Below are 25,292 nucleotides of genomic sequence, written 5' to 3' on the forward strand. Positions count from 1 at the left end.
TGGATTGGGTGGGCTGAAGCGGAACGCCGCCCAACCTGCCCGGAGGTTGGTATATCAATGAGGTTTATAGTTGGTCAATTGAATTGTATGCAATTTAATTGACCGCTATGTTGTTCGTCCCTTTCTGGTCAATCGAGAGCCAACAGCATGAGCAACGAATTGTTCGATATTCCTGTCACCACCATCAAGGGCGAGCAGAAAACCCTCGCCGACTTCGGTGGCAAGGCCGTGCTGGTGGTCAATACGGCGAGCAAGTGCGGGTTTACCCCGCAATACAAGGGGCTGGAAAACCTTTGGCAGCAGTACAAGGACAAGGGGCTGGTGGTGCTGGGCTTTCCCTGCAACCAGTTCGGCAAGCAGGAACCAGGGAATGAAGGGGCGATTTCCGAGTTTTGCGAGCTGAACTTCGGCGTCAGCTTTCCCTTATTCAAGAAGGTCGATGTCAATGGCGGCGCTGCTCACCCGCTATTCGTCAACCTGAAGAAAAGCGCACCTGGCCTGCTCGGCAGCCAGGGGGTGAAGTGGAACTTCACCAAGTTTCTGATCAGCGGCGATGGCAAGCAGGTCAAGCGCTTCGCGCCGACCACCAAGCCGGAAGATCTGACTGCCGAGATCGAAGCCCTGCTCAAATGAAACCCGCACGATTGGGGGAGGAAGATGCCCTGCGGCTGGACAACCAGCTGTGCTTCAAGCTCTACGCGGCCTCGCGGGCGGTGATTCGTGCCTACAAGCCGATGCTCGATCAACTAAACCTCACCTACCCGCAGTACCTGGTGATGCTGGTGCTCTGGGAGTGGCAGGTTGCCCCGCCAGCGCAGCCTACGGTCAAGGCCTTGGGCGAGCGTTTGCTGCTTGATTCGGGCACTTTGACGCCGCTGCTCAAGCGCTTGCAACAGCTTGGTTTGCTGTTGCGCCAGCGCTCGGTAGTGGATGAGCGCGAAGTGCACCTGACGCTGACAGACGCGGGTTGTGTCTTGCGTGAACGCGTGCTGCCGTTACAGCAGCAGTTGCTTTGCCAGCAGGGCGTCGAGGTTGATGAGCTGGCCGAGCTGCGTGGTCGTGTTGGTCAGTTGCTCGAGCGATTCATGGCGCTGCGTTAGGGTCTTTTGATGCAGGCAGCCAACGTTCGAGCAGGGCTGCCAGCTCTTCACGGCGAAACGGTTTGGCCAGGTAATCGCTCATGCCGGCGGCACGACACCGCTCGCGCTCATCGGACAGTGCGTTGGCGGTCAGCGCTATAATTGGCAGTCCGGGGTGATGCCCGCCCTGGCGAATCCTGCGGCTAGCCTCATAGCCGTCCATGATCGGCATGTTGCAGTCCATCAGCACCAGGTCGATGTTGTCCTGTTGCAGTTGGCTCAGCGCTTCGCTGCCGTGATTTGCCAGCACAACCTCGCAGCCGAGTTTGCTGAGCATGCCTTTGGCTACCAATTGGTTGACCGGGTTGTCTTCCACCAGCAGCACGCGCGCTCGTCGCCCGCTCTGTTGCTCGGTAGGGCTTGGCACCGGTGAGTTTTCCATTTGCTGGCTGAGGCCGCTACGCAGTGCCTGGAGCAAGGTGTGCCGCGACAAAGGTCGGGCGATTTGCTCAAGCGGCGCCAAGGCGCGTGCCTGCTCGCCGGGCAAGAAGCTGCCGTAGGCGGTGACCAGCAGGATTGGCGCGCTACACATCGGGCGCATGCGCGGCAGGCACTCCGGGCAATCGCTGATCAGCATGTCGGCTGTTATGCCGAGCAGGTTTGCATCGGTGTCCAGTCGTTGGTAGTCCACTCCCCATGCCGGTAGCAGCTTGCCAAGCAGTTCGCTCAGGCCTGAATTGGCCGAGCTGAGTACGGCTACTCGGCCTCTCAGTGCTGGCAAGGGGCGTGTTGGGGCATAGCTTGTTAGTGGTAGCTCAGCGCAGAATTTACTGCCGAAGCCCTCCCTGGATTCCAGCTCGAGCCGACCCTGCATCGCCTCGCACAGGCGACGAGTGAGTGCCAAGCCCAGGCCGGTGCCGCCGAACTGACGGGTAATACCGATATCTGCCTGAGCAAAGGGTTGATAGATGCGCGCGCGCGCGTCTTCGGCAATACCGATACCGGTGTCTCGGACGGTAATGCGTATACCGGTCGGGCTGCTGTCTACGTAGATATCGACCCGGCCGAAACGGGTGAATTTCAGGGCGTTTGACAGCAGATTGCTGATGATTTGCCGCACCCGTGTTGGATCGCCAAGCACTTGTGCGGGCAGTCGAGGGTCGATCAGGCAGGTCAATTCGACGCTTGGCAAGGCGTTTTGCGAGAGCAGGCTGGCAGTGTCTTCGGCCATGGTGCCGAGGTCGAAGGGCAGGCTTTCCAGCTTGAGTTGACCCGCTTCGTATTTCGACAGGTCGAGAATGTCATTGAGCAGTTCGACCAGTATTTTTCCAGAATCGTGGGCAATGGATAGCTGCTGGCGTTGCTCGTTGCCCAGTGGGCCGTCGAGAGACAAGGCGAGCATGCCGAGCAGGCCGTTGAGTGGGGTGCGGATCTCGTGGCTCATGTTGGCGAGAAACGCCGAGCGGGCCTGGGCCATGTCCAGCGCGATGCGTTTTGCCTGTTGCAGTTCCTGATTGGTCTCGAGCAGGCGTGCGTTGCTGGCCTTTAATTCGCGTGTGCGAGCCGAGACGATATTTTCCAGCTCATTCAGGTACTCAGTTAGGCGGTTCTCCGCAGCGTAACGTTGCTCGATCTCCATGGCGATGCTGGATAATTGTTGATTGGTGGTGTCGATCAGGATGCCGATCTCGTCGTGCTCATGACCGCGCGGGTAGGGCAGCCTGCTGTGGTTGGGGGCGTGCAGGTCGCGACCGCTAAGCGCACGGATTACCTCGATCAGCGGCTTGGTCAGCATGAAATAGAACAGCACCAGCAGGATCAGTGAGAGCAGCAGGCTGCGGGCGAAACCGGTCAAGAAGGTGAGCGTCGCGCGGCGCAGGAAGTGACTGCCGAATGCATAGGTGTCGACTTCCAGGCGAAGCAGACCAAGCGCTTCCTGGGGCGAGTGACTGACGAATAAGGGCGTTTCAAAGTGACGCCTCTCGCCGAACAGGAAATCGCTTAGCAATCGGTAGCGGTCTGTATCCGCTGGGCGGCTTACCCTGGCCAGGGTCATGTTGCTGTTGTCTATGATTTCGGCACCAATCACCGCCGGTGAGCGCAGCAGTCCCAGCACCAGTTCCTGAGCCAGCTCGGCGTCGATGTTATAGGCAATGCGTGCGGCGGGGTTGTGGCTGATCTCCATCAGTGCGCTAATCTCGCGATCGATGGAGGCATTTTCACTGGCATAATCAATGCCCACTTGAATCAAGCTCAGCGCAGTGCCGAGGATAAATGCCACTAGTACGGTCAAACTGGCCTGTTTGAACGACAGGCGTTGGGTGAGCGATATATCCATGGGTGGCCGTAATCTCGTGTCCGTGCGCCTGCAAGCATAGCCCATTCGTTCCTGCTGTCGGCAGGAGTGGTTACAGGGCGAAATACCAAGGAGCAAGTTGTGGACTCCCGTTTAAACACTTTTCTACAGCGCGCCGAGAGCGTGCTGGCGCGACTTGAGCCGCTGTTGCCGGCCCAACGTGGCGATATCGACTGGCAGCATAGTCTGGCTGCCCGCTGGCATCGTGAGGGTCGCAGTGGGTACTTGCAGCCGTTGAGCATCGACCTTGATCTGAATCTGAGCGATCTGATCGGAGTGGACACTCAGCGCGAGCAGTTGGCACGTAATACCCGACAGTTCCTTCAGGGCCTGCCGGCCAACCATGCTTTGCTCTGGGGTGCGCGCGGCACCGGGAAATCATCCCTGGTGCGCGCATTGTTGGCCGAGCATGCCACGGCTGGCCTGCGCCTGATCGAGATCGAGCGTGATCATCTGGCGGACCTGCCGCGCGTGGTCGAGCAACTTGTCCGTTTGCCGCAGCGCTTTGTGCTGTTTTGTGACGATCTGTCTTTCGAAGCCGGCGAGGGCGATTATCGGGTGTTGAAAAGCGTATTGGATGGCTCGCTGGAGCGCTCGCCGGATAATGTGCTGCTCTACGCCACGTCCAATCGCCGCCATCTGTTGCCGGAGAAGCACAGCGACAACCAGGCCTCGCAGATAGTCGACGGCGAACTGCACCCCAGCGAAGCGGTGGAGGACAAAATCGCGCTGTCTGATCGTTTTGGTCTGTGGTTGTCTTTCTACCCCTTCACCCAGGATCACTTTCTCGATGTGGTGCGGCACTGGGTTGAGGTCCTGGCGGTGCAGGCTGGGTTGAACTGGCAGTGGAATGAATCACTGGAAAAAGCGGCGATCCGCTGGGCGCTGGGGCGCGGTAATCGCAATGGCCGTTGTGCGTATCAGTTCGCCCGGCACTGGGTCGGGCTGCAACTTCTGGAGAGCCAAACATGATTGACCTTGCGCAAACAGAATCTGACGGCTACCCACTGTTAGCCGCGCAACTGCAGGCGCTGTTGGCCGATGAGCGGGATTTTATTGCCAATTCCGCGCAGTTTTGCGCCTTGCTGTTCCAGGAGCTGGCCGAACTCAACTGGGCTGGTTTCTATCTGATGCGCGGTGAAGAACTGGTGCTGGGGCCATTCCAGGGGCGGGTCGCCTGTGTGCGCATTCCCCTGGGGCGTGGGGTGTGCGGGGCAGCTGCGGCTACCCGGCAAACACAGCGGGTGGACGATGTGCACGCCTTTACCGGGCATATCGCCTGCGACAGCGCCTCGCGCAGCGAGTTGGTGGTGCCGCTGATAAAGGCCGGCCGACTGATCGGTGTGCTTGATCTGGATAGTCCGCAATTGGCCCGCTTTACTGCCGCGGATCAGGCCGGAATCGAACGCCTGGTCGAGATTTTCTTGCGGCTCAGCGACTGTTGATATCGCCGCAGCATGCCGGGCTTGGCCGCGCATGCTGCGGCTCGGCACTGCGCGTGTATTGCCTGCGGGCGAGCCGCATGATTGGCCTGCGCGCAGTGTGGCTTAGTGCTTGCTGCCTTGGGTGGGCATGGCGAGTAACTGTTTTTCCTGGTTCCAGTCGAACGGTTCGTCGTTTTCCAGCGCATCGAAGCGTCGTTCTTCCAGGGTCTGGTACATCTCGATTTCTTCGTCGGGCATGAAGTGCAGGCAATCGCCGCCGAAAAACCAGAGTAAGTCGCGTGGAACCAGGTGGGCGATTTGCGGGTAGCGCTGGAAGATCTGGCTGATCAGATCCTGGCCGAGGTAGAGGCTGGCTTCCGGATCGTCCGGCAGGTCGCCCAGCAGTTCGTCGTAGCGCTCCAGGTACATGGCGTGGCTGTCGTCGAGAATCTGCTCGGCTTCACCCAGGGCAACCAGAATGGTGCGCAGATGGGCGAGCAGGGCGAGGTGATGATCGAGGTGGGCGTTGGCCATGGAAAAAATCCTGTAGGTAAAACGGGCGCGCAAGTATAAGGCCCGCGCGGCCCGCTGTCCCAACCCTTGAACAATTGCTGCGTTTGGCGGGTAGGGTGCGCTGTGCGCACCACGTGTGCGCGCACTATTGCTGCGCGCAGTGTCCGCGGCTGCGGGTCGCTCTTCGCTAGCGCACCTTGTCGCGGCCCAGGGTCAGTTCTTCCTTGGCGAAGTCGTCGACGTCGATCACCACGCGTCTTGCTGTTTCGGCCTGTTGCAGGCTTTGTGCTTCTTCTGCAGTCAGCACGCCAGCACTGGCCGCTGTTTCGATCAGGTTCTGTCCTGGCATCTCCCGCAGCAGGCCTTCCTTGAGCGCCTTGTGCAGCTTTTCCTGCAGGGGTTGCACGCGTTGCAGCAGGTTCATCGCCTGCTGCAGGGCGGCGACCGGGTCGTTCTCCGCTTGTGGGCGATAGCAACCTGCAAGCAGCTCTTCCAGGGCCGGATCACCGCTGTTACGGCCAATGATCTCGGCAACCTGGGCATCCTGTGCATCGCTTGGGCCTTTGTGTCGACGGCCGAAGGGGAAGACCAGTACGCGCAGGGCGCAGCCGAGCAGCTTGTTCGGGAAGTTGCTGAGCAGTTCATCCAGTGCCTGTTCGGCGTGGCCCAGGCTTTCTTCCATGGCCCAGCACAGCAGTGGTCGCGAATGCTCCGGGTAACCAAGGTCGTGGTAGCGCTTGAGCGCCGCCGAGGCCAGGTACAGGTGGCTGAGCACGTCGCCCAGGCGTGCGGACAGGCGCTCACGGCGTTTCAGTTCGCCGCCCAACAGCATCATGCTCAGGTCGGCAAGCAGGGCAAAGGCGGCAGCCAGGCGATTCAATGCGCGGAAGTAGGGGCGGCTGAGGCTATCGCCCGGCGCTTCGCTGAACCGACCCAGGCCGAGGCTGAGGATCAGGCTGCTGGCCGCGTTGCTCACGGCAAAGCCGATGTGCTGCAGCAGCAGTTGATCGAATTCCAGCAGTGCCTGCTGCTGGTCTTCGCGACCGGCCAGGGCCATTTCTTTAAGGACGTAGGGGTGGCAGCGAATTGCGCCCTGGCCAAAGATCATCAGGTTACGCGAGAGGATATTGGCGCCTTCCACGGTGATGAAGATCGGCGCGCCCTGCCAGGAGCGCGCCAGGTAGTTGTTGGGGCCCATGATGATGCCTTTGCCGCCATGCACGTCCATGGCGTGGCTGATGCACTCGCGGCCCCGCTCGGTCAGGTGGTACTTGAGAATCGCCGACAGCACTGAGGGTTTTTCGCCCAGATCTACCGCGTTGGCAGTCAGGATACGCGCACTGTCCATCAACCAGGCATTGCCGCCGATACGCGCCAGAGCCTCCTGAATCCCTTCGAAAGCGGCCAGCGGCACATTGAACTGCTCGCGTATCTGGCTGTACTGGCCGGTGACCAGGCTGGTGAATTTGGCCGCGCCGGTGCCGACTGCCGGGAGGGAGATGGAGCGCCCGACCGACAGGCAGTTCATCAGCATCATCCAGCCTTTACCGAGCATGTCCTGGCCGCCGATCAGGTAGTCCAGCGGAATGAACACGTCTTTCCCCGAGTTCGGTCCGTTCATAAAGGCAGCGCCGAGTGGCAGGTGACGACGACCGATTTCTACCCCGGGCGTGTCGGCTGGCACCAGCGCCAGGCTGATGCCGAGGTCTTCCTGCTCGCCGAGCAAATGATCCGGGTCGTAGGCCTTGAAGGCCAGGCCGAGCAGGGTCGCGACCGGACCCAGGGTGATATAACGTTTTTCCCAGGTCAGACGCAGGCCGAGCACTTCTTCGCCTTGCCACTGGCCCTTGCAGATGATCCCGCTGTCCGGCATGGCCCCGGCGTCGGAGCCGGCCAGCGGGCCGGTGAGGGCGAAGCAGGGGATGTCATCGCCGCGGGCCAGGCGCGGCAGGTAGTGCTGGCGCTGCTCGTCGGTGCCGTAGTGCAGCAGCAACTCTGCCGGGCCGAGGGAGTTGGGTACCATCACGGTGGAGGCCAGGTCGCCGCTGCGGGTGGCCAGTTTCATCGCCACCTGGGAGTGGGCATAGGCGGAAAAACCCTTGCCGCCATATTCCTTGGGGATGATCAGGGCGAAAAAGCCGTGCAGCTTGATGTGATCCCAAGCCTGGGTTGGCAAATCCATCTGCTGGCCAATCTGCCAGTCGCTGACCATGGCGCAGAGTTCTTCGGTGGGGCCATCGAGAAAGGCTTGCTCCTCCTCGCTCAGGTGCGCCTTGGGGTAGGCCAGCAGTTTGTCCCAGTCCGGGCGACCGCTGAACAGTTCACCATCCCACCAGACGGTGCCGGCCTCAATAGCGTCGCGTTCGGTGGCCGACATGGGCGGCAGCACCCGTTGAAACCAGGCGAACATGGGCGCGCTGAACAGTTTCCGGCGTTGTTCCGGCAGGGCCAGCAGGAGTGCTACCGCCAGGAGCGGCAGCCAGAAGATCAGTAAAAGCCAAGTGGGTGCATGGCTGAACACACTCATGATAACCAGGTACCCGGCAATCACGCCGAGAGCGGGCAGCGCTGCAGTGCGGCGGTGGGCCAGGTAGGCCGTGCCAATTAGCAGGACGAGTAACCAGACAGCGAGCATGCAAAATCCTCCATGACGACAATGAGGTGGAATGAGTCAGTGGTGAGTTTAGTCGGCATCCATACATGGATGGCCGCAAGGACGGCGAGCTTGGCCGGAGTGTCGTGACATATGTTGGCGCAGCGTCGTTAGACTGGGTGTTCTATCACGGAGAGCCAGCGATGCGTGAATACCTGGAACCCAGCCACTGTATTGATAGTGACCACCCGGCGCTGGTGGAGTTCGCAGAAAAAGTGCGCGGCAGCAGTCGCGATCCCGTGGCGCAGGCGGTCAGGCTGTATTACGCGGTGCGCGATGGTATTCGTTACAACCCTTATACATTCAGTCGTGATCCCGAGACCTTGAAAGGCAGCCATGCGCTACTCGGTGGCGAGAGCTACTGTGTGCCGAAGGCAACGCTGCTGGCGGCCTGTGCGCGGCATTGTGGGATTCCTGCGCGGATCGGTCTGGCTGACGTGCGTAACCATCTGGCCACCCCGCGGCTGCTGGAGTTGCTGCGCAGCGAAGTGTTTGCCATGCACGGCTATACCGAACTGTATCTGCAGGAGCGCTGGGTCAAGGCCACCCCGGCGTTCAACCTGGAACTGTGCCAACTGTTCAAGGTGGCGCCGCTGGCGTTCGATGGGCTTGGCGACAGTGTGTTCCAGCCGTTCAATCCGGACGGCCAGCGATACATGGAGTATCTGGTCGACCATGGCTGCTTCGCCGACGTGCCGCAAGAACTGTTCTTCAGCCATTTGGCGGCGGTCTATCCACATCTGTTCGCCGAAGATACGCCGCTGCTTGTGGGGGATTTTCAGGGCGAAGCCGCCTTGTAGAGACTGCGCTCGGTGCAGGCTCTACAAGGCGGTTGGCGGTGCGTCAGCGTGATCAGCGCGGATCGTCTGCGACTGGCTGGTAATTGTCCCCAGCCAGGTTTTCTCAGGCAATAGCGCGGGTCAGTTTTTGATCAGGCTGAGAAATTCGCTGCGAGTGGCGGCATTCTCGCGGAATTCGCCGAGCATCACCGAGGTGACCATTGAGGAGTTCTGCTTTTCCACGCCGCGCATCATCATGCACATGTGCTGGGCTTCGATCACCACGGCTACGCCAAGGGCACCCGTTATTTGCTGGATGGCTTCGGCGATTTGTCGGCTGAGGTTTTCCTGGATTTGCAGGCGCCGGGCATACATGTCGACGATCCGCGCGACCTTGGACAAGCCGAGCACCTTGCCGTTTGGAATATAGGCGACGTGGGCCTTGCCGATGAAGGGCAGCAGGTGGTGCTCGCACAGCGAATACAGTTCGATGTGCTTGACCAGCACCATCTCGCTGTTGTCAGAACTGAACAGTGCGTTGTTGGTAACCTCTTCCAGGGTCTGTTGATAACCGCGGCAAAGGTACTGCATGGCCTTGGCTGCACGCTTAGGGGTATCGAGCAGGCCTTCGCGGGATGCGTCTTCGCCAAGCTGACCGAGAATTTCAGTGTAGTTTTGTTCCAGGGACATGGATCTTCCTGTGGCGTTCGGGAGTAATACGCAGGGTCTGAGGTGAGCGTCAGGCTGGCACGGTTTTAACGGCTACTACCACTCATCGCGGCCATCCATCATGGTGCGCTTGAGCATCACATACACCGCACCGGTGCCGCCATGCTTGGCCACGCAGGAGGTGAAGCCGAGCACCTGTGGATGTTGGCGCAGCCAGGTGTTGACGTGGCTTTTGATCATTGGCTTGCGGCCATCCATGCGCACTGCCTTGCCGTGGGTGATGCGCACGCAGCGGACTTCCAGCTTGCTGGCTTCGGCGAGGAATTCCCACAGGGTATCGCGGGCTTTTTCTACGGTCATGCCGTGCAGGTCAAGACTGCCATCAAAGCTGATCTGGCCGAGCTTGAGCTTGCGCATCTGGCCTTCCTGGACGCCATTGGCAGCCCAGTACAGCGGGTCTTCAGGGCCGACGTCGATGACAAACTGATCGGACAGGCCATCAACCTTTATTGCATCCACACGCATGGTTGCAGCCTGGCGCAGGCCTGCCAGCTGTTTGCGATCGGGTTTGGCTTTGCCGGTGTCGGCGCGATCATGTTTGATCGGTTTAACGCCGCGCAACTCGGCTTTGAACAGAGCGCTGTCGTTGTCTTCTCTGATGTCGTCTTGCATCTGGGCCTCCGCTAAGGCCGCTAGTGTAACCAAGCCCTGGGAGACTGTGAAAAAACTCTCGCCTGCTACGGCGGGCTCTGCGAACACGAGGTCCAGCGCTTCTCGATAGGTACATCGCTTATTACGCCAAGTGTCAGCCTGGCCAGAGGAAGGATCAGTCGCGTCTCTTCATTAAATGCGGGGCCATGCTCAAGTCGCTTGGGCGACGCAGGCGGCGTCGACACATGCGCCACACCGCGATGCCGGCCCATAGCAGCAGCAGACCGAGCACCAGCAGTGTGGTCGCCGTTGCGGTCGAGTCGTTCAGCGCGGCAAGGCTCGGCGCCCGGCCGAGCAGGCTGGCTGCGCCGGCCATCGTCAGTAGCACGCCAACCGCGGCAAACAGCGCTGCCAGTATGGCTGCGAAACGCATGCGCCAGTTGCCTGGCCCGCGTGGGCGCAGGCGGCGAGCATCGAAACCATCGGATAACTTCATTCCGATTTCCTCAAGGGTATCGGCGATAAGACCGGCAGGCGCTGTCGCGGTTCCCGGCGGGCTTCTGGTTTGCGCTGTGATGCGGCCTGGCCGCCGCTTGTTCAGCGTCCGCTTCAGACCAGCGCGCTGGCTTGTCCGACTACAGCTGCGAAGTTGTCAGCCAGGGCGATGATCTCTGCGCGGTGCATGTCGGCGGCGCTGATGATCTTGCCATCCAGTGTTGGCAGGTCGCGGGTGGCGCAGGCGGCATCGACCACCGTGCAGCGATAGCCGTAGTCCTTGGCGGCGCGCACGGTAGTGCTGATGCTCGAATGGGTCATGAAGCCGCAGACAATCAGATCCAGGTGACCAAGCGCTTGCAGTTGGTCATGTAAAACGGTCCCGGAGAAGGCGTTGGGCATGCGCTTTTCTACCACGATCTCGCCGGGCAGCGGAGCTACCTCAGGCAGGTGGTGGCCGCGGGGGCCGCGGGGGTCGAGCAGCCCGTCGGGAATTCCCAGGTGCTTTACGTGGACAATAGCGGCGCCGGTGTTACGCGCGGCGGTCAGTAGTTTGGCGATTTCTGCGAGTGCCGGATCCAGCCCTGGCAGTTTCAGCACGCCGCTGCGGTATTCCTCCTGGGCATCGATGATCAGGAGGGTCGCATTGCCCAGAGTGGCAGGCGCATGGCTGCGCCCTGTGAGCTGAAACAGTGTTTGTGGGTGAGACATGACCTAACTCCTCGCGGACGACAGCGTCTATTGTCCGCTTGTGTGACGCCGCTGTGAACCTCTTCGGCGCAGCATTGCGTGGTAGAGCGAGGGCGAACAGAATCGAACCTATCCAGTGGGTCTGGAGTCGTACGCAAAAGGAGTTGTTTATGCACCTACTGTCATTGTTGTCTGCACATTTCTGGTTGTTGTTCGCGCTCGCGGTTTCGGTCGCGGTATTGCGTGAACTCAAGCGCGAGCGCAATCAGCGGTCTTTGCCCGTGACACGCCGCAAGAACCGCGAGTAATGGCCCGGCGATTTGCCAGGCCTCCAGCTCGGTCAGTAAAGACCCAGTACCTCGAATTGCAGGTACCAGATGCCCAGCGAAGCAAAGAAGTTGACCAGGATGGCTGGCAGGAACTTCAGGTGCACGCCAAAGCTGTAGCTCTTGTCCAGCGACATGGCCATGATCCCGGCGGCCGAGCCAACTACGGTCAACGAGCCGCCAATCCCGACCATCAGGGCGTTTAGTGCCCACTGATCCAGCCCCAGTTGCGGGTTGGACATCAGGGCCGCGGCTTCTACCGGCACGTTATCCATGACCCCGGAAGCGATGCCGAGAATCACGTTAACCCCGGTTGGGTTCATGACCTCGAACAGTTGCGATATATAGGTCAGCCAGCCGACGTGGTTGAGGCAGGCAACCGAGGTGATGATGCCGATAAAGAACAGCAGGGCGTTCCATTCGACCTTCTGCAGTTGGTCCTGCCAGGGCAGTTCAATGCCCTGGCGCATCAGCAGCCAGGCATAGAGTGCAACCATGCCCAGGCCGATACCGATGGCGAACTCGATGCTGACCTTGAGCAGAATATTGCACAGCACTGCCCCGACCACAGCGAAGAAACTGACGATGGCCAGACCCGCGCCGCCGGGCTTAAGGCCCGTTTCAGAGGCGTCGGCAAGGTGGATCAAGTCCTGGCCGTCGAGCTTGCGCAGGTAGAAGAAGTGCAGGGTAGCGGCGCACAGCAGCCAGCCGATCAGTGCCGAGGGAATCAACAGCAACAGCCCTGCGATACTGATCTTGCCGGCCAGCACCACCATCAGGCTGGTCGAGGTGCCGAGAAACCAAACGCCGCTGTTGGATGCCACGATGATGTTGCACAGCGCCACATGGGTGTAACGCTGATTGGTCGAGATGCTTTTTACCGTTTTGCCGAAGATCATCGCGGTGGTGATGTTGTTGAGAAACGGCGAGAGCAGCGCCGACAGAGCGCCAGTGGCCCAGAACATGCCTTTGGCGCCCAGGCCCTTGCGCATCAAGTAGCCGTTGAGCGCGGTAAACACGTTTCGCTCGTTTAGTAACTCCACCACCATCCACATAAAGGCCATGAAGGCGATCAGGCCGAACAATTCCTCCTTGGTTTCGTTTTGCGCGTCGAGGAAATACTGGAAGCCGTTGGGGTCGTTAATGGCGTAGTGAGCACCGATAACGATCAAGCCGGACATCATGAACATGGCAGGCTTGAATTTATCCATCTCCAGTTGTGCTTCAAAAACGATAAGTGTCATGCCAAACAGAAATATCGCCAGCACGAGCAAGCCCGTGAGCGAGAAGGGTTCTATGACCATTTTGGGTGAGTCTCGGAAGGAAATAGCGAGGAGGGTTAAGAATTGGTTACAAATTATATCTGAGCCGCAGGCGCGCGGGCAGTGGCTGAAGCTTTACCGGGCAGATTTATTTTCGTCTCTGCGTGCGGGGCCGATGGTTCGGCTAAACTGCGCCGACTTTTGCCCGGAGAGACTCTTGTGACTGCAGCACCTACCCGTTTACGTACCCTGCGTGATTACATCCGCTGGGCTGTCAGCTGTTTCAATCGCGAAGAGCTGTTTTTCGGTCATGGCAGCGACAATGCCTGGGATGAGGCCCGTCAGTTGGTGTTGGGGGCCGTGCATCTGCCGTGGGAGATCGCCGACAGTTACCTCGATTGCCGTCTGGAGGATGACGAGCATGCGCACCTGTGCGCCTTGCTCAAGCGCCGCATCGAGGAGCGCGTACCGACCGCCTACCTGCTGGGCGAGGCCTGGTTCTGTGGCTTGCCATTCATCGTCGATGAGCGCGTGCTGATTCCCCGCTCACCGATTGCCGAGCTGATCGAACAGCATTTCCAGCCCTGGCTGCCCTACGAGCCTGCGCGGATTCTCGACCTGTGCAGCGGGTCTGGTTGTATCGGCATTGCTTGCGCCTACGAATTCCCCGAGGCCGAGGTTGTATTGGCTGACCTGTCGTATCCGGCGCTGGAGGTGGCCAACCAGAATATCGAGCGGCATCAGCTCGATGAACGCGTCTACACCGTGCAGGGCGATGGTTTTGACGGGTTGCCGGGGCAGCGTTTCGACTTGATCGTATCCAACCCGCCCTACGTGGATGCCGAGGATTTCGCCGACATGCCGGCCGAATACCAGCACGAGCCGGCCCTCGGCCTGGCGTGTGGCGAAGATGGACTGAATCTGGTTCGGCGCATGCTGGCCGAAGCGGCCGACCACCTGAATGAAAAAGGCCTGCTGATCGTCGAAGTTGGCAACAGTCAGGTGCACGTCAGCGACCTGTACCCGGAAGTCGACTTCACCTGGCTGGAGTTCGAGCGCGGCGGCCATGGCGTGTTCCTGCTGGCGGCCGCGCAGTGCCGCGAGCATCAGGCGATCTTTCGCGAGCGTCTGAACGGCTAATGGCCCTGTCTCGACGGTAACGCGCAGGCCTTTAACGTGTGCAGCGGCTGCCTCAAGTGCGTCGCTACACGCGTGTTATCAGCGGCTCAGCAACGAAGCCGCGCCGGCACCGCCAAACAGGGCCGCGCTTACTCGGTTGAACCACACCTGGCCTTTGCCTGTGCGTAGATAGCGCGCTGCGCCGCGGGCGCTGAGGCCATAGAAAAGTTTGCAGCTCAGGTCGAGCACTGCCCACGTGGCGATCATCACCAGCAGTTGGCTCAGCATCGGCTGACCGGCGCTCATGAACTGCGGCAGGAAAGCGGCGAAGAACAGGATGTCCTTGGGGTTGCTGGCGCCTAGGCCGAAGGCCTTCCAGAACATGCCGCGAAAGCTCGGGTTAACCGGCTGCTCTTCGGCATCAAGCGGTTTGGCGGCCTGACGCGAGGCCTGCCAGCTCTGCCAGGCGAGGTAGAACAGGTAGAGCGCGCCGACGATCTTCAGGGCGCTGAATAGCTGCTCCGAAGCCAGTAATAGGGCCCCCAGGCCAAGCGCCGAGGCGCTGAGCAGGCAAATCGAGGCCGACACCCCGCCGAGAAACGCCGGTGCCGAACGGCGCAGGCCATAGTTCAGGCTATTGCTGACCATCAGTAGCGACAGCGGCCCTGGGATCAGGATCACGATCAGCGCGGCGCTGCTGAACAGCAGCCAGGTTTCCAGACTCATTCATTCTCTCCAGTTGTGGAAAAGCCCCGGCGGATACACGCCGAGGCTTTTTGCTACTCAAGTCATCTTATTTGCGCTTTGAAAATGTAGCGAGCGATGGCTAGCCTGACTTCAACGACTGCATAGTCGAGCGCAGCAGTTAGAGGAAGGCGAACTTGGCGATAAAGATGATGCACAACACATACAGGCTCACAGAAACCTTGTCACGTTGACCCGTCAGCAGCTTCAGTGTGGCGTAAGTCAGAAAGCCCAGGGCAATGCCGTTGGCGATGGAGAAGGTCAGCGGCATCATGACCACGGTGACGATCGCCGGGATGGTGTCGGTGTGGTCTTTCCAGTCGATTTCGCCCATGCCGCTCATCATCAGCATGGCCACATAGATCAGCGCACCCGCAGTGGCGTAGGCGGGGATCATGCCGGCCAGTGGGGCGAAGAACATCGCGGCGAGGAACAGCACGCCAACCACCACGGCAGTCAGGCCAGTACGGCCACCAGCCGCTACACCTGCAGCACTTTCCACATAGCTGGTAACGGGTGGGCAACCGAAAAAGGTACCAATCACGCTTGAGGTACTGTCGGCCTTGAGGGCTTGTGACAGGTTCTGGATTTTGCCGTCTTCTTCAATCAGGTTGGCACGGTGCGCCACGCCCATCAGGGTGCCGGCAGTGTCGAACATGTTAACGAAGAGGAAGGACAGAATCACAGTCACCATGCCGATCTGGAAAGCACCGGCAATATCCATGGCCAGGAAGGTAGGTGCCAGGCTTGGCGGCATGGAAACCAGGCCGCCGTATTCAACCAGGCCAGTAGCCAGGCCAATACCGGTAACTGCCAGCATGCTGAACAGGATGGCGCCAAATATGTTGCGGTGACTTAATACGCAGATCATCAGGAAGCAGACAGCGGCCAGCAGCACTTTGGGATCAGAGAAACTGCCCATGGTCAGCAGGGTGGCATCGCTGTTGACCACGATACCGGCGGTCTTCAGGCCAATCAGGCCGAGGAACAGGCCTACGCCGGCACCCATGGCAAAACGCAAGCTCATGGGAATACTGTTTAGCAGCCACTCACGCAGACGCGTAAAGCTCATGATCATAAACAGAATACCGGCTATGAATACCGAGCCCAGCGCGACCTCCCAGCTATAGCCCATCTCACCGACGACGGTGAAGGTAAAGAAGGCATTCAGCCCCATGCCCGGTGCCAAACCGACTGGCCAGTTGGCATACAAGCCCATCAGGAAGCAAGCCAGGGCAGCACCGATACACGTAGCGACGAAAACCGCGCCCTGATCCATACCGGCCATGGCCATGATGCTCGGGTTTACAAAGATGATGTAGACCATGGTGAAGAAGGTAGTAATGCCTGCTACCACTTCAGTTTTTACAGTGGTGCGATGCTCGCTCAGCTTGAAAAAACGATCGAGCAGACCTGGTTTGACTAGCCCTTGGACGTGAGTCGCCTGTTGTTCTTGTTTAGTGCTTTCCACAGTGGGTACCCCTCATCGCTTTTGTTGTATACCACCCAGCGTCTGTGCCGTGTACGGTTCGACTCTCTGAGGTAAGTGGTACGTTTGGGTGTGCTCACTGGCTAATTAGTTGACCAATAGGTCAGAAAGTCACACTGGCGCGATTATGATGTTGTATACAAAAAAAGCAAATAATGTTTTGTTTTTAAGCGAGATGTGTAAGGTTATTTTGACCCGTTGGGCGCTGTTTCACGGGCCAGATTTGCCTGGCGGAGATTGTTTTAACGCGATTCAACTCAGTCCGATAAGGCTATCTACACGCCATGTGCTCGCCAGGTTGGCGTTGAGCGCAGCAGGCAACGGCATCTCTCGTTGGGCCGCGTCGCTCCGACCTCAGCGTTTACAAAGCACTGGATCCATGGTGTTTCCAGCAGGCGCATGGATGTCGTTGGCGCGGCTTTTGGAAAACGAATCGATTAGCTGAAAAATCCACACAGAAGTGTCAGTTGGCTCGTTGGGCAGGCTGCTAAGCTTGGCGTCAAGTTTCGATCAGGCAGCGTCGTGACGGGTATACAGAACCTGTTCGGATTGATCGAATTGTGTACAATGGCCCGGCATTTTCCTGTTGTTTTTCACCCTATACGGCTTGCCCGTCACTGGGTGAATAGCAGTAAAGTTCTCGGAAACAGGCCGAACCCCTATAGCGCGAGCCAGAATGAACGAGCAATTGCAGCCCCTCAAGAAGCAGCCGGGTATTGGGAAAACCAGCCATAGCGGAACCCAGGACGATATCGTCTATGCGCATATTTTCGACGCGATCCTTGAGCAGCGCCTGGCGCCAGGTACCAAGCTGAGCGAAGAGGCACTGGGTGAAATATTCGGCGTTAGCCGCACTATCATTCGTCGCGCCCTGTCGCGCCTGGGCCATGAAAGTGTCGTGCTGCTGCGGCCCAACCGTGGCGCGGTGGTAGCCAGCCCGAGCGTTGAAGAAGCTCGACAGATTTTCTATGCGCGGCGCATGGTCGAACGTGCAATTACCGAATTGGCGGTCTTGCATGCCACGGTAGAACAACTGGCCGAACTGCGGCAGATGGTCAAGGATGAGCAAGACAGCTTCTCCCGTGGCGACCGTGGTGCGGGCATACGGTTGTCCGGCGAGTTCCACCTCAAGTTGGCCGAGGCTGCTAAAAATGCGCCCTTGGTCAGCTTCCAGCGCAGCCTGGTGTCGCAGACGTCGTTAATCATCGCGCAGTACGAAAGCGGCAGCCGTTCGCATTGCTCCTATGACGAACACAATCAGTTGATCGATGCCATCGAGGCCCGTGATGCGACTAAGGCCGTGAGCCTGATGATGCATCATATGGACCATATCGACAGCAAGCTCAACCTCGACGAGGAGAGTGCCTCGGACGACCTGCATGCGGTGTTCTCGCATCTGTTGCAGACCGGCAAGAAAAAGCCGGGGCGTACGCCGGCCAGTCGTTGATTGGTGCCATCCCTGCGGCGGGGCGCTGCGGGTTCGTAGGTTGGGTTAGCGGCATTGCGATACATGAATATGCACCACGGTTCCGGCGCCGCGTAACCCAACAGCGACATACGCACCTCCACATCATGGCGGGCAATCGCGGCGGGTTACGCTGCGCCTTGAGCCTTGCGTTGTTGCACAGCATGACTTCCATGCGCCGCTAACCCGCCCTACGGAATCGCATTTCTCAATCCCTACGATGTACCGACACCCCGGCGGCGAAGGTCTGCTTGATCGCACGGTCATCGCCGAGCATGGTCAGGGCGAACAGCTTTTCGTCCAGCGTCTTGGCCTGCTGCATGCGGTAACTGATCAGCGGCGTGGCGTTGTAATCGAGCACCACGAAGTCTGCATCCTTGCCGCTCGCAAAGTTGCCCAGTTTGTCGTCCAGGTACAGCGCGTTGGCCCCGCCCAGAGTGGCCAGGTACAGCGACTTGAACGGGTCGAGCTTTTTGCCCTGCAACTGCATGATCTTGTACGCCTCGTTCAGCGACTGCAGCTGGCTGAAGCTGGTGCCGGCACCCACGTCGGTGCCCAGGCCGACGCGTACGCCGTGCGCTTCCAGCTTGTTCAGGTCAAACAGGCCGCTGCCGAGGAACAGGTTGGAAGTTGGGCAAAACGCCACGGCCGAGCCGGTCTCGGCCAAGCGCTGGCATTCGTCGTCGCACAGGTGCACGCCGTGGGCGAACACCGCGCGCGGGCCGATCAGCTTGTAATGGTCATACACATCCAGATAGCCCTTGCGCTCGGGGAACAACTCCTTGACCCATTCGATCTCCTGACGGTTCTCGGACAGGTGGGTGTGCATGTACAGGTCCGGGTACTCGCCCAGCAGCTTGCCAGCCAGGGTCAGTTGCTCGGGGCTGCTGGTCGGGGCGAAGCGCGGGGTGACGGCGTAATGCAGGCGACCCTTGCCGTGCCAGCGTTCGATCAGCTCCTTGCTGTCGGCGTAGCCGGATTCCGGGGTGTCGGTCAGGTAGTCCGGGGCGTTGCGGTCCATCAGTACCTTGCCGGCGATCATGCGCAGATTCAGCGCCTGGGCGGCCTCGAAGAAGGCGTCCACCGACTGCTTGTGTACGCTGCCGAACACCAGTGCGGTGGTGGTGCCGTTGCGCAGCAGTTCTTTCAGGAAGATACCAGCCACGTCCGCGGCATGGGTCTTGTCCTCGAACAGGCGCTCGGTGGGGAAGGTGTAGGTGTTCAGCCAATCCAGCAGCTGCTCGCCGTAGGAGGCGATCATCCCGGTTTGCGGGTAGTGGATATGGGTGTCGATAAAGCCGGGGGTGATCAGTGCATCGCGGTATTCGGTGATTTCCACGCCCTTGAGCGTCGGCAGCAGGTCGGCGGCGTGGCCAACGTTGGCCACCTGACCGTTGTCGATGACCAGCAGGCCGTCTTCGAAATACTCATAGGAGTGCTCAACGCCGACCACGGCAGGGTCGGCAATGCTGTGCAGGATGGCGGCGCGGTAGGCTTTGACGTTGGTTGTCATCTATTACATCTCGACTTGGGGAAGGCGCTGCGTAGGGTGCGCCGTGCGCACCACAGGCAATGCGGTGTTATCGGTGCGCGCGGCGCACCCTACTGGGCGCGGCGCGAATTGGGTAGCAGCTTGGCAACGCTGCTTTCACCCTTTTTCACGTCCTGGCCAAAGGCGGCGTTGTAGGTGGCGATCACTTCGCCGGCGATGGACACGGCTATTTCAATTGGCAATTTGCCTTTCACTTCGGGCAGACCCATCGGGCAGCGCATGCGCGTCATCAAGGCCTCCTCGAAGCCTCGTTCGCGCAGGCGGTGTTCGAATTTGGCGCGTTTGCTCTTAGAGCCGATTAATCCGTAGTAGGCGAAATCATTGCGCTTGAGAATGGCCGCGGTCAGTTCCAGGTCGAGCTGGTGGTTGTGGGTCATGACGATAAAGTAGCTGCCGGTCGGCATGCGTTCGACCTCATCGACCACGTCGTCTTCGACCACTTTGTCGACCCCGACGGGAATCTGCTCGGGAAACTCATTCTCCCGCGAGTCAATCCAGCGCACCTTGCACGGCAGGCTGGCCAGCAGCGGAACCAGGGCGCGGCCAACGTGGCCGGCACCGAATACGGCGATCTGCGCCTGGGGCTGGCCCATGGGTTCGAATAGCAGCACGGTGGCACCGCCACAGCACTGGCCAAGGCTGGCTCCCAGGCTGAAACGCTCCAGGCGGGTGTCCTGGCTGCGGCTTTGCAACATCTCGCGGGCCAGCTCCATCGCCTTGAACTCCAGATGACCGCCACCGATGGTCTCAAAGATGCGCTCGGTGGTGACCACCATTTTCGAGCCAGCATTGCGCGGGGTAGAGCCGCGTTCTTCGATGATGGTCACCAACACGCAGGGTTCACCGCGTTGCTGCAGGTCGGCGAGGGCGCTGATCCAGCTCATTTGCTCAGCCTCCAGGTGGGTGGCAGTTGTCCGGGGCGCGGTAAGCGCCAGTTGCTTGGCGACGGGTCCAGTATCGCTAGCGGAATGGGTCGCGGTGTTTGCGCTTTCGTTTCAGTGTGTTTTTTCATTGTTATGCACCTTCGGCTGTTTGTAGGAGCAGTGGGGGGGACGCCAAGTCCCATGCCCGCGATGCGGGTTCGCGGGCATGGCCCGCTCCTACGGTTCTATGCCGTTTCGACTTCTGCCGCAGCGACCTTGGCCGGTTGCTGGAGTTTCTTCATTTGCTCCACACCCCAGAGCACCCGCTCAGGGGTTGCCGGGGCGTCGATGTTCGGTTGTACGCGGTAGTCAGCCAGGCTGGCCACGGCGTCTTTGATCGCACACCACACGGCGATGCCGAGCATAAACGGCGGCTCACCGACGGCCTTGGAGTGAAACACGGTGTCTTCCGGGTTCTTGCGGTTTTCCACCAGCTTCACGCGCAGGTCCAGCGGCATATCGGCGATGGCGGGGATCTTGTAGCTGGCCGGGCCATTGGTCATCAGTTTGCCCTTGCCGTTCCACACCAGCTCTTCCATGGTCAGCCAGCCCATGCCCTGAACGAAGGCACCTTCTACCTGGCCGATATCGATGGCCGGGTTCAGCGAGGCACCGACGTCATGCAGGATGTCGGTGCGCAGCATCTTGTACTCACCGGTCAGGGTATCGACGATCACTTCCGAGCACGCTGCGCCGTAGGCGAAGTAGTAGAAAGGACGACCGGCGGCCTTGTCGCGGTCATAGAAGATCTTCGGCGTGCGGTAGAACCCGGTGCTGGAGAGCGACACCTGGCCGAAGTAGGCCTTCTGGATCACGTCCTCGAAGCTCAGGAACAGATCGCGCACGCGCACCTGGCTGTTGCGGAACTCGACGTCTTCCGGGGTGACCTTGTATTCGCGCACCAGAAAATCCACCAGGCGCTGCTTGATGGTTTCAGCCGCATTCTTCGCGGCCATGCCATTCAGGTCGGTGCCGCTGCTTGCGGCGGTCGGTGAGGTGTTTGGCACTTTGTCGGTGTTGGTGGCGGTGATCTGGATGCGCGAGATGTCCACCTGCAACACTTCGGCGACGATCTGCGCGACCTTGGTGTTAAGGCCCTGGCCCATCTCGGTGCCGCCGTGGTTCAGGTGGATCGAGCCATCGGTGTAGATATGGATTAGCGCGCCGGCCTGGTTGAGGAAGGTGGCGGTAAAGCTGATGCCGAATTTAACCGGGGTCAGCGCCAGGCCTTTCTTCAGTACCGGGCTTTTTTGGTTGAACTCGATAATTTCCCGGCGGCGTTTGGCGTACTCGCAGCTCTCTTCAAGCTCGGCGGTCATCTCGTGGATAACGTTGTGCTCCACCGTCTGGTGGTAGTGGGTGACGTTGCGCTCGGTCTTGCCGTAGTAGTTGGTCTTGCGTACTTCCAGCGGGTCTTTGCCCAGGCTGCGGGCGACTGCATCCATGATCTCCTCAATGGCGACCATGCCCTGCGGGCCGCCGAAGCCGCGGTAGGCGGTGTTCGACGCAGTGTTGGTCTTGCAGCGGTGGCCATTGATGGTGGCGTTGCCGAGGAAGTAGGCGTTGTCCGAGTGGAACATCGCGCGGTCGACGATGGAGCCGGACAGGTCCGGCGAGTAGCCGCAGTTGCCGGCCAGTTCGATTTCGATGCCGTGCAGCAGGCCGTTGTCATCGAAGCCGACGTCGTACTCGACGTAGAACGGGTGACGCTTGCCGGTCATCTGCATGTCTTCGACGCGCGGCAGACGCATTTTGGTCGGCCGACCGGTGAGGTGGGCGATCACCGCACATAGGCACGCCGGGCCTGCGGCCTGGGTTTCCTTGCCGCCGAAACCGCCGCCCATGCGGCGCATGTCGATCACGATTTTGTGCATGGGCACGCCGAGCACTTCAGCCACCAGCTTCTGCACTTCGGTGGCGTTCTGCGTCGAGGTGTAGACGATCATGCCGCCGTCCTCAGTCGGCATCACCGAGGAAATCTGAGTTTCCAGGTAGAAGTGTTCCTGGCCGCCGATATGCAGGCTGCCTTGCAGGCGGCGCGGTGCATTGGCCAGTTCGGCGGCGGAGTTGCCGATCTTGTGCTGGTGGCTGTCGAGGACGAAGTGCTTCTTGCGCAGCGCATCGACCACATCCAGCACCGGCTCAAGGTCTTCGTATTCGATGATTGCAGCCATGGCCGCCTTGCGCGCGGTGTCCAGGCTGTCGGCGCCGACGGCTATCACCACTTGACCCACATATTCGACCTTGCCGTCCGCCAGCAGCGGATCACCGGCGACCACCGGGCCGATGTCCAGCTGGCCGGGTACATCCTTGCTGGTGATCGCAATAGCCACGCCGGGGATGGCGTAGCAGGGCGTGGTGTCGATGCTGACGATGCGCGCATGGGCGCGGTCGCTCATGCGGGCATAGACGTGCAGCTGATTGGGGAACTCCAGGCGGTCGTCGACATACACGGCTTCACCGGACACATGTTTGTCCGCGCTCTCGTGTTTGACGCTGCGACCGACGCCGGTGGTGATATCGGCGCGGAACAGTTCGGCCAGTTCGGCTTGGGTTTTGCTGGTTTTGTGATGACTAGACATAGGCGGTCACCCGGGTTTCGACGTCGGGAGCTTGCAGCTCGAGGAAGCATTTACGCAGCAGGTTCTGTGCGATGAGCAGGCGGTATTCCTTACTGGCGCGGAAGTCGCTGAGGGGGGTGAAGTCCTCGGCCAGGGCGGCGCAGGCGCGTTCGATTACGCCTGGATACCACGCCGAGCCTTGTAGCGCGGCTTCGCAGGCAGCAGCGCGTTTTGGAATGGCCGCCATACCGCCGAAGGCGATACGCGCGCTTTTCACCACACCATCTTCGACCACCAGGTTGAAGGCGGCGCAGACGGCGGAAATGTCGTCGTCCAGACGCTTGGACACCTTGTAGGCGCGGAACGTCTGGCTGGCCTGCTGGCGCGGCACGATGATCTTTTCGATAAATTCAGCTTCCTGACGGGCAGTCACCTTGTAGTCGAGGAAGTAGTCTTCGATCGGCAGGGTGCGGCTGCTGTTGCCTTTGCGCAGCACAATTTGCGCGCCGAGGGCGATCAGCAGCGGTGGGGCGTCGCCAATCGGCGAGGCGTTGCCAATATTGCCGCCCAGGGTGCCCTGGTTGCGGATTTGCAGGGAGGCAAAGCGATGCAGCAGCTCGCCGAAGTCCGGGTAATCCTCGGCCAGCGCTGCGTAGCAATCAGACAGCGCGGTGGCGGCGCCGATTTCAATGTGCTCGGCTGTCACTTCGACGCGCTTCATCGCCTCGATATGGCCGACGTAGATCATCACCGGCAGCTCGCGGTGGAACTGGGTGACTTCCAGGGCCAGGTCGGTGCCGCCAGCGAGCAGACGCGCATCGGGGTTGGCGGCGTAGAGGTCGGCCAGATCGGCCACGGTCAGCGGCAGCAGGCAGCGCTTGTCGCCGCTGTTGAGTTCGGCGGTGTCTTGTGGGGCGATGGCTTTCAGTTGGGCGACGGTTTCGGGCTCAAAGGCGTCGAACTGGTCCGGCTGCTTCTGGCAGCAGGCTTGCTCGGCAGCGTCGATAATTGGGCGGTAGCCGGTGCAGCGACAGAGGTTGCCGGCCAGCGCTTCCAGGGTGTCGGCTTTGTCAAAGCGTGTACTGTTTTTTTGCAAAGCGAACAGCGACATAACGAAGCCTGGGGTGCAGAAGCCGCACTGCGAGCCGTGGCAGTCGACCATGGCCTGTTGCACGCTGTGCAGTTGGCCCTGGTGCTTGAGGTCTTCAACCGTGATCAGCTGTTTGCCATGCAAGGAGGAGACGAAGGTCAGGCAGGAGTTGAGAGTGCGATAACGCACACGCTCGCCATCCAACTCGCCGACTACTACGGTGCAGGCACCACAGTCGCCAGACGCGCAGCCTTCTTTGGTTCCGGATTTGCCGACATGCTCACGCAGGTAATTGAGCACGGTGATGTTTGGGTCCAGGGCATGCTCATTACGCAGCTCCCGGTTGAGTAAAAACTGGATCAAGGACGACCTCCAGGCACTTTATTGTTCTCGTATCAGGCACTGTGAAAACGACTGCGCGAGGCAGCACCAGGTTTCACATGGCTTGGCATGAGGCAAATCTAGATTTTTCTGACTCAAGGGTCAACAAATATTTGACCTTGTGGTCAAGCGATCTTCATGCGGTTCAGTTATGACTCGCGCAGACGCTAAAAAAGGATTAACCAAGGCTAGCCGATTTTATACCGGCAGCACTTTTGGGGCGGCATGATCAGGGCTGTGCTGCAAGCGGGCGCCGACGCTTTTTTCAGTCTGCGCGTCGTTCCCTATGGCCTTGGCCCGGCAATACCCTGTGTTACACTTGCAGCCCTTATTTGCTAGCTCGCGCCAAGCCTGGCGGGGCTCATAGCCATTCTTCATGCCCCGATAGATCCGTAGAGTCAAAGGAAAATCATGACGTCCAAGGCACCGGACAGCCTCGCTGAACAGATCGCTCATCACCTCGCCGAACGCATCATTCGTGGTGAACTGAAGGAGCGCGAGCGGATTCAGGAGCAGAAGGTTACTCAAGCGCTCAACGTCAGCCGTGGTTCGGTGCGTGAAGCCTTGCTGATTCTTGAGCGTCGTCACTTGATTGTGATCCCGCCGCGGCGCGGTGCTCACGTCAGCGAACTGACCCCGCATAACGTCAAGAGCCTCTACGGCCTGGTGATCGAGCTGTATATCCTGCTCGCGCGGGCGGTCGCCGATGGGTGGCGGGTTGAGGCTGATCTTGCGCCTTTTCGGGATATTCAGCAGCGTCTGGTCGCAAGCCTGCAGCGTGAAGACATCAACGCATTCGTTGAAGACAGCTTCAACATAATGCGCGCCGGCTACCCGTTCTCGAATAATCCCTATCTGCATGAGACCGTTGAGAACCTGCTGCCAGCCATCAGTCGCACCTATCACTTGGCGCTGGAGCGGCGCAGAGGCGAAATGGGACAGTTCCTCAATACCTTTGGCGAGTTGCTGCAGGCGATTATCGCCCGCGACCACTTGCGCGCGCGCGAAGTGTTGCTGGCCTATGGCGAGCAAAATTGCAAACTGGTCCTGGCGACCCTGGCTGAGCGCTGA

At 59.9% G+C, this 25,292-nt stretch carries 23 protein-coding genes; 9 read left to right on the forward strand and 14 right to left on the reverse strand.

Features of this window, described 5'->3' with window-relative positions; all coding sequences use genetic code 11:
* The first annotated feature begins 147 nt into the window (after positions 1-147).
* Both Q8K09_RS04500 and Q8K09_RS04505 read left to right on the forward strand, forming a co-directional pair.
* Positions 148-633, forward strand: a complete 486-nt coding sequence (locus Q8K09_RS04500; RefSeq protein ID WP_305253785.1) for a glutathione peroxidase — start codon at positions 148-150, stop codon at positions 631-633.
* Positions 630-1,100: a MarR family winged helix-turn-helix transcriptional regulator gene (locus tag Q8K09_RS04505; RefSeq protein WP_305253786.1), complete on the forward strand. Its 471-nt coding sequence runs from the start codon at positions 630-632 to the stop codon at positions 1,098-1,100. The genes Q8K09_RS04500 and Q8K09_RS04505 overlap by 4 nt, the downstream gene beginning before the upstream one ends.
* On the opposite strand, the gene Q8K09_RS04510 is transcribed toward Q8K09_RS04505, so the two are convergent.
* Entirely contained in the window at positions 1,084-3,417 is a 2,334-nt protein-coding gene (locus Q8K09_RS04510; protein ID WP_305253787.1) for a response regulator, read from the reverse strand. The two genes, Q8K09_RS04505 and Q8K09_RS04510, sit on opposite strands and share 17 nt — an antisense overlap.
* 99 nt (positions 3,418-3,516) lie before the next feature.
* On the opposite strand from Q8K09_RS04510, the gene Q8K09_RS04515 reads away from it, so the two are divergent.
* Together Q8K09_RS04515 and Q8K09_RS04520 are read left to right on the forward strand one after the other, a co-directional pair.
* Positions 3,517-4,407, forward strand: coding sequence for an ATP-binding protein (locus Q8K09_RS04515; RefSeq protein ID WP_305253788.1), 891 nt, complete (start codon positions 3,517-3,519; stop codon positions 4,405-4,407).
* The gene (locus tag Q8K09_RS04520; protein WP_305253789.1) at positions 4,404-4,880 is read left to right on the forward strand and encodes a GAF domain-containing protein; all 477 of its coding nucleotides are present in this window, start codon (positions 4,404-4,406) and stop codon (positions 4,878-4,880) included. The genes Q8K09_RS04515 and Q8K09_RS04520 overlap by 4 nt, the downstream gene beginning before the upstream one ends.
* A gap of 102 nt (positions 4,881-4,982) precedes the next feature.
* Here the strand turns inward: Q8K09_RS04520 and Q8K09_RS04525 are convergent, their stop codons facing one another.
* The gene (locus tag Q8K09_RS04525) at positions 4,983-5,393 is read right to left on the reverse strand and encodes a PA2817 family protein (RefSeq protein ID WP_305253790.1); all 411 of its coding nucleotides are present in this window, start codon (positions 5,391-5,393) and stop codon (positions 4,983-4,985) included.
* 166 nt (positions 5,394-5,559) lie between these two features.
* Positions 5,560-8,007 (reverse strand): acyl-CoA dehydrogenase, encoded by a 2,448-nt coding sequence (locus Q8K09_RS04530; RefSeq protein WP_305253791.1) that lies wholly within the window; start codon positions 8,005-8,007, stop codon positions 5,560-5,562.
* A 161-nt stretch (positions 8,008-8,168) separates the two neighbouring features.
* Here Q8K09_RS04530 and Q8K09_RS04535 point away from each other — a divergent pair, with 161 nt between their 5' ends.
* Complete coding sequence (locus Q8K09_RS04535) at positions 8,169-8,825, forward strand: transglutaminase family protein (RefSeq protein ID WP_305253792.1); 657 nt, start codon at positions 8,169-8,171, stop codon at positions 8,823-8,825.
* 120 nt (positions 8,826-8,945) lie between these two features.
* On the opposite strand, the gene folE is transcribed toward Q8K09_RS04535, so the two are convergent.
* From folE to Q8K09_RS04555, 4 genes are all read right to left on the reverse strand, one after another.
* The gene (gene folE / locus Q8K09_RS04540; RefSeq protein ID WP_305253793.1) at positions 8,946-9,494 is read right to left on the reverse strand and encodes a GTP cyclohydrolase I FolE; all 549 of its coding nucleotides are present in this window, start codon (positions 9,492-9,494) and stop codon (positions 8,946-8,948) included.
* A 75-nt stretch (positions 9,495-9,569) separates the two neighbouring features.
* Positions 9,570-10,145, reverse strand: coding sequence for a Smr/MutS family protein (locus Q8K09_RS04545; protein ID WP_305253794.1), 576 nt, complete (start codon positions 10,143-10,145; stop codon positions 9,570-9,572).
* 154 nt (positions 10,146-10,299) lie between these two features.
* A complete protein-coding gene (locus Q8K09_RS04550; RefSeq protein ID WP_305253795.1) occupies positions 10,300-10,620 on the reverse strand; it encodes a hypothetical protein in 321 nt (106 codons plus the stop codon).
* Positions 10,621-10,733: 113 nt separating this feature from the next.
* The gene (locus Q8K09_RS04555) at positions 10,734-11,330 is read right to left on the reverse strand and encodes a cysteine hydrolase family protein (RefSeq protein WP_305253796.1); all 597 of its coding nucleotides are present in this window, start codon (positions 11,328-11,330) and stop codon (positions 10,734-10,736) included.
* 149 nt (positions 11,331-11,479) lie between these two features.
* Between Q8K09_RS04555 and Q8K09_RS04560 the strand changes: the two genes are divergently transcribed.
* Complete coding sequence (locus tag Q8K09_RS04560; RefSeq protein ID WP_305253797.1) at positions 11,480-11,617, forward strand: hypothetical protein; 138 nt, start codon at positions 11,480-11,482, stop codon at positions 11,615-11,617.
* Between the two features lie 32 nt (positions 11,618-11,649).
* On the opposite strand, the gene nhaD is transcribed toward Q8K09_RS04560, so the two are convergent.
* Positions 11,650-12,879, reverse strand: coding sequence for a sodium:proton antiporter NhaD (gene nhaD / locus Q8K09_RS04565; RefSeq protein WP_305253798.1), 1,230 nt, complete (start codon positions 12,877-12,879; stop codon positions 11,650-11,652).
* Between the two features lie 237 nt (positions 12,880-13,116).
* Between nhaD and prmB the strand changes: the two genes are divergently transcribed.
* A complete protein-coding gene (prmB, locus tag Q8K09_RS04570) occupies positions 13,117-14,037 on the forward strand; it encodes a 50S ribosomal protein L3 N(5)-glutamine methyltransferase (RefSeq protein WP_305253799.1) in 921 nt (306 codons plus the stop codon).
* A gap of 78 nt (positions 14,038-14,115) precedes the next feature.
* On the opposite strand, the gene Q8K09_RS04575 is transcribed toward prmB, so the two are convergent.
* Positions 14,116-14,742 (reverse strand): LysE family translocator, encoded by a 627-nt coding sequence (locus Q8K09_RS04575; RefSeq protein ID WP_305253800.1) that lies wholly within the window; start codon positions 14,740-14,742, stop codon positions 14,116-14,118.
* Between the two features lie 139 nt (positions 14,743-14,881).
* Positions 14,882-16,231: an NCS2 family permease gene (locus tag Q8K09_RS04580; RefSeq protein WP_305253801.1), complete on the reverse strand. Its 1,350-nt coding sequence runs from the start codon at positions 16,229-16,231 to the stop codon at positions 14,882-14,884.
* A gap of 694 nt (positions 16,232-16,925) precedes the next feature.
* Between Q8K09_RS04580 and Q8K09_RS04585 the strand changes: the two genes are divergently transcribed.
* A complete protein-coding gene (locus tag Q8K09_RS04585; RefSeq protein ID WP_305253802.1) occupies positions 16,926-17,696 on the forward strand; it encodes a GntR family transcriptional regulator in 771 nt (256 codons plus the stop codon).
* Positions 17,697-17,922: 226 nt separating this feature from the next.
* Here Q8K09_RS04585 and guaD read toward each other — a convergent pair whose 3' ends face one another.
* From guaD to xdhA, 4 genes are all read right to left on the reverse strand, one after another.
* Positions 17,923-19,227: a guanine deaminase gene (gene guaD, locus Q8K09_RS04590; RefSeq protein WP_305253803.1), complete on the reverse strand. Its 1,305-nt coding sequence runs from the start codon at positions 19,225-19,227 to the stop codon at positions 17,923-17,925.
* 89 nt (positions 19,228-19,316) lie between these two features.
* The gene (xdhC, locus tag Q8K09_RS04595) at positions 19,317-20,150 is read right to left on the reverse strand and encodes a xanthine dehydrogenase accessory protein XdhC (RefSeq protein WP_305253804.1); all 834 of its coding nucleotides are present in this window, start codon (positions 20,148-20,150) and stop codon (positions 19,317-19,319) included.
* Positions 20,151-20,374: 224 nt separating this feature from the next.
* On the reverse strand, positions 20,375-22,771 hold the full coding sequence (gene xdhB / locus Q8K09_RS04600; RefSeq protein WP_305253805.1) for a xanthine dehydrogenase molybdopterin binding subunit: 2,397 nt from the start codon (positions 22,769-22,771) through the stop codon (positions 20,375-20,377).
* Positions 22,764-24,203 (reverse strand): xanthine dehydrogenase small subunit, encoded by a 1,440-nt coding sequence (xdhA, locus tag Q8K09_RS04605; RefSeq protein ID WP_305253806.1) that lies wholly within the window; start codon positions 24,201-24,203, stop codon positions 22,764-22,766. Before xdhA ends, xdhB begins: the two co-directional genes overlap by 8 nt.
* Before the next feature lie 429 nt (positions 24,204-24,632).
* Here xdhA and Q8K09_RS04610 point away from each other — a divergent pair, with 429 nt between their 5' ends.
* A complete protein-coding gene (locus tag Q8K09_RS04610; RefSeq protein ID WP_304868924.1) occupies positions 24,633-25,292 on the forward strand; it encodes a GntR family transcriptional regulator in 660 nt (219 codons plus the stop codon).

Source organism: Pseudomonas sp., from assembly GCF_030683065.1.
Taxonomy (GTDB): domain Bacteria; phylum Pseudomonadota; class Gammaproteobacteria; order Pseudomonadales; family Pseudomonadaceae; genus Aquipseudomonas.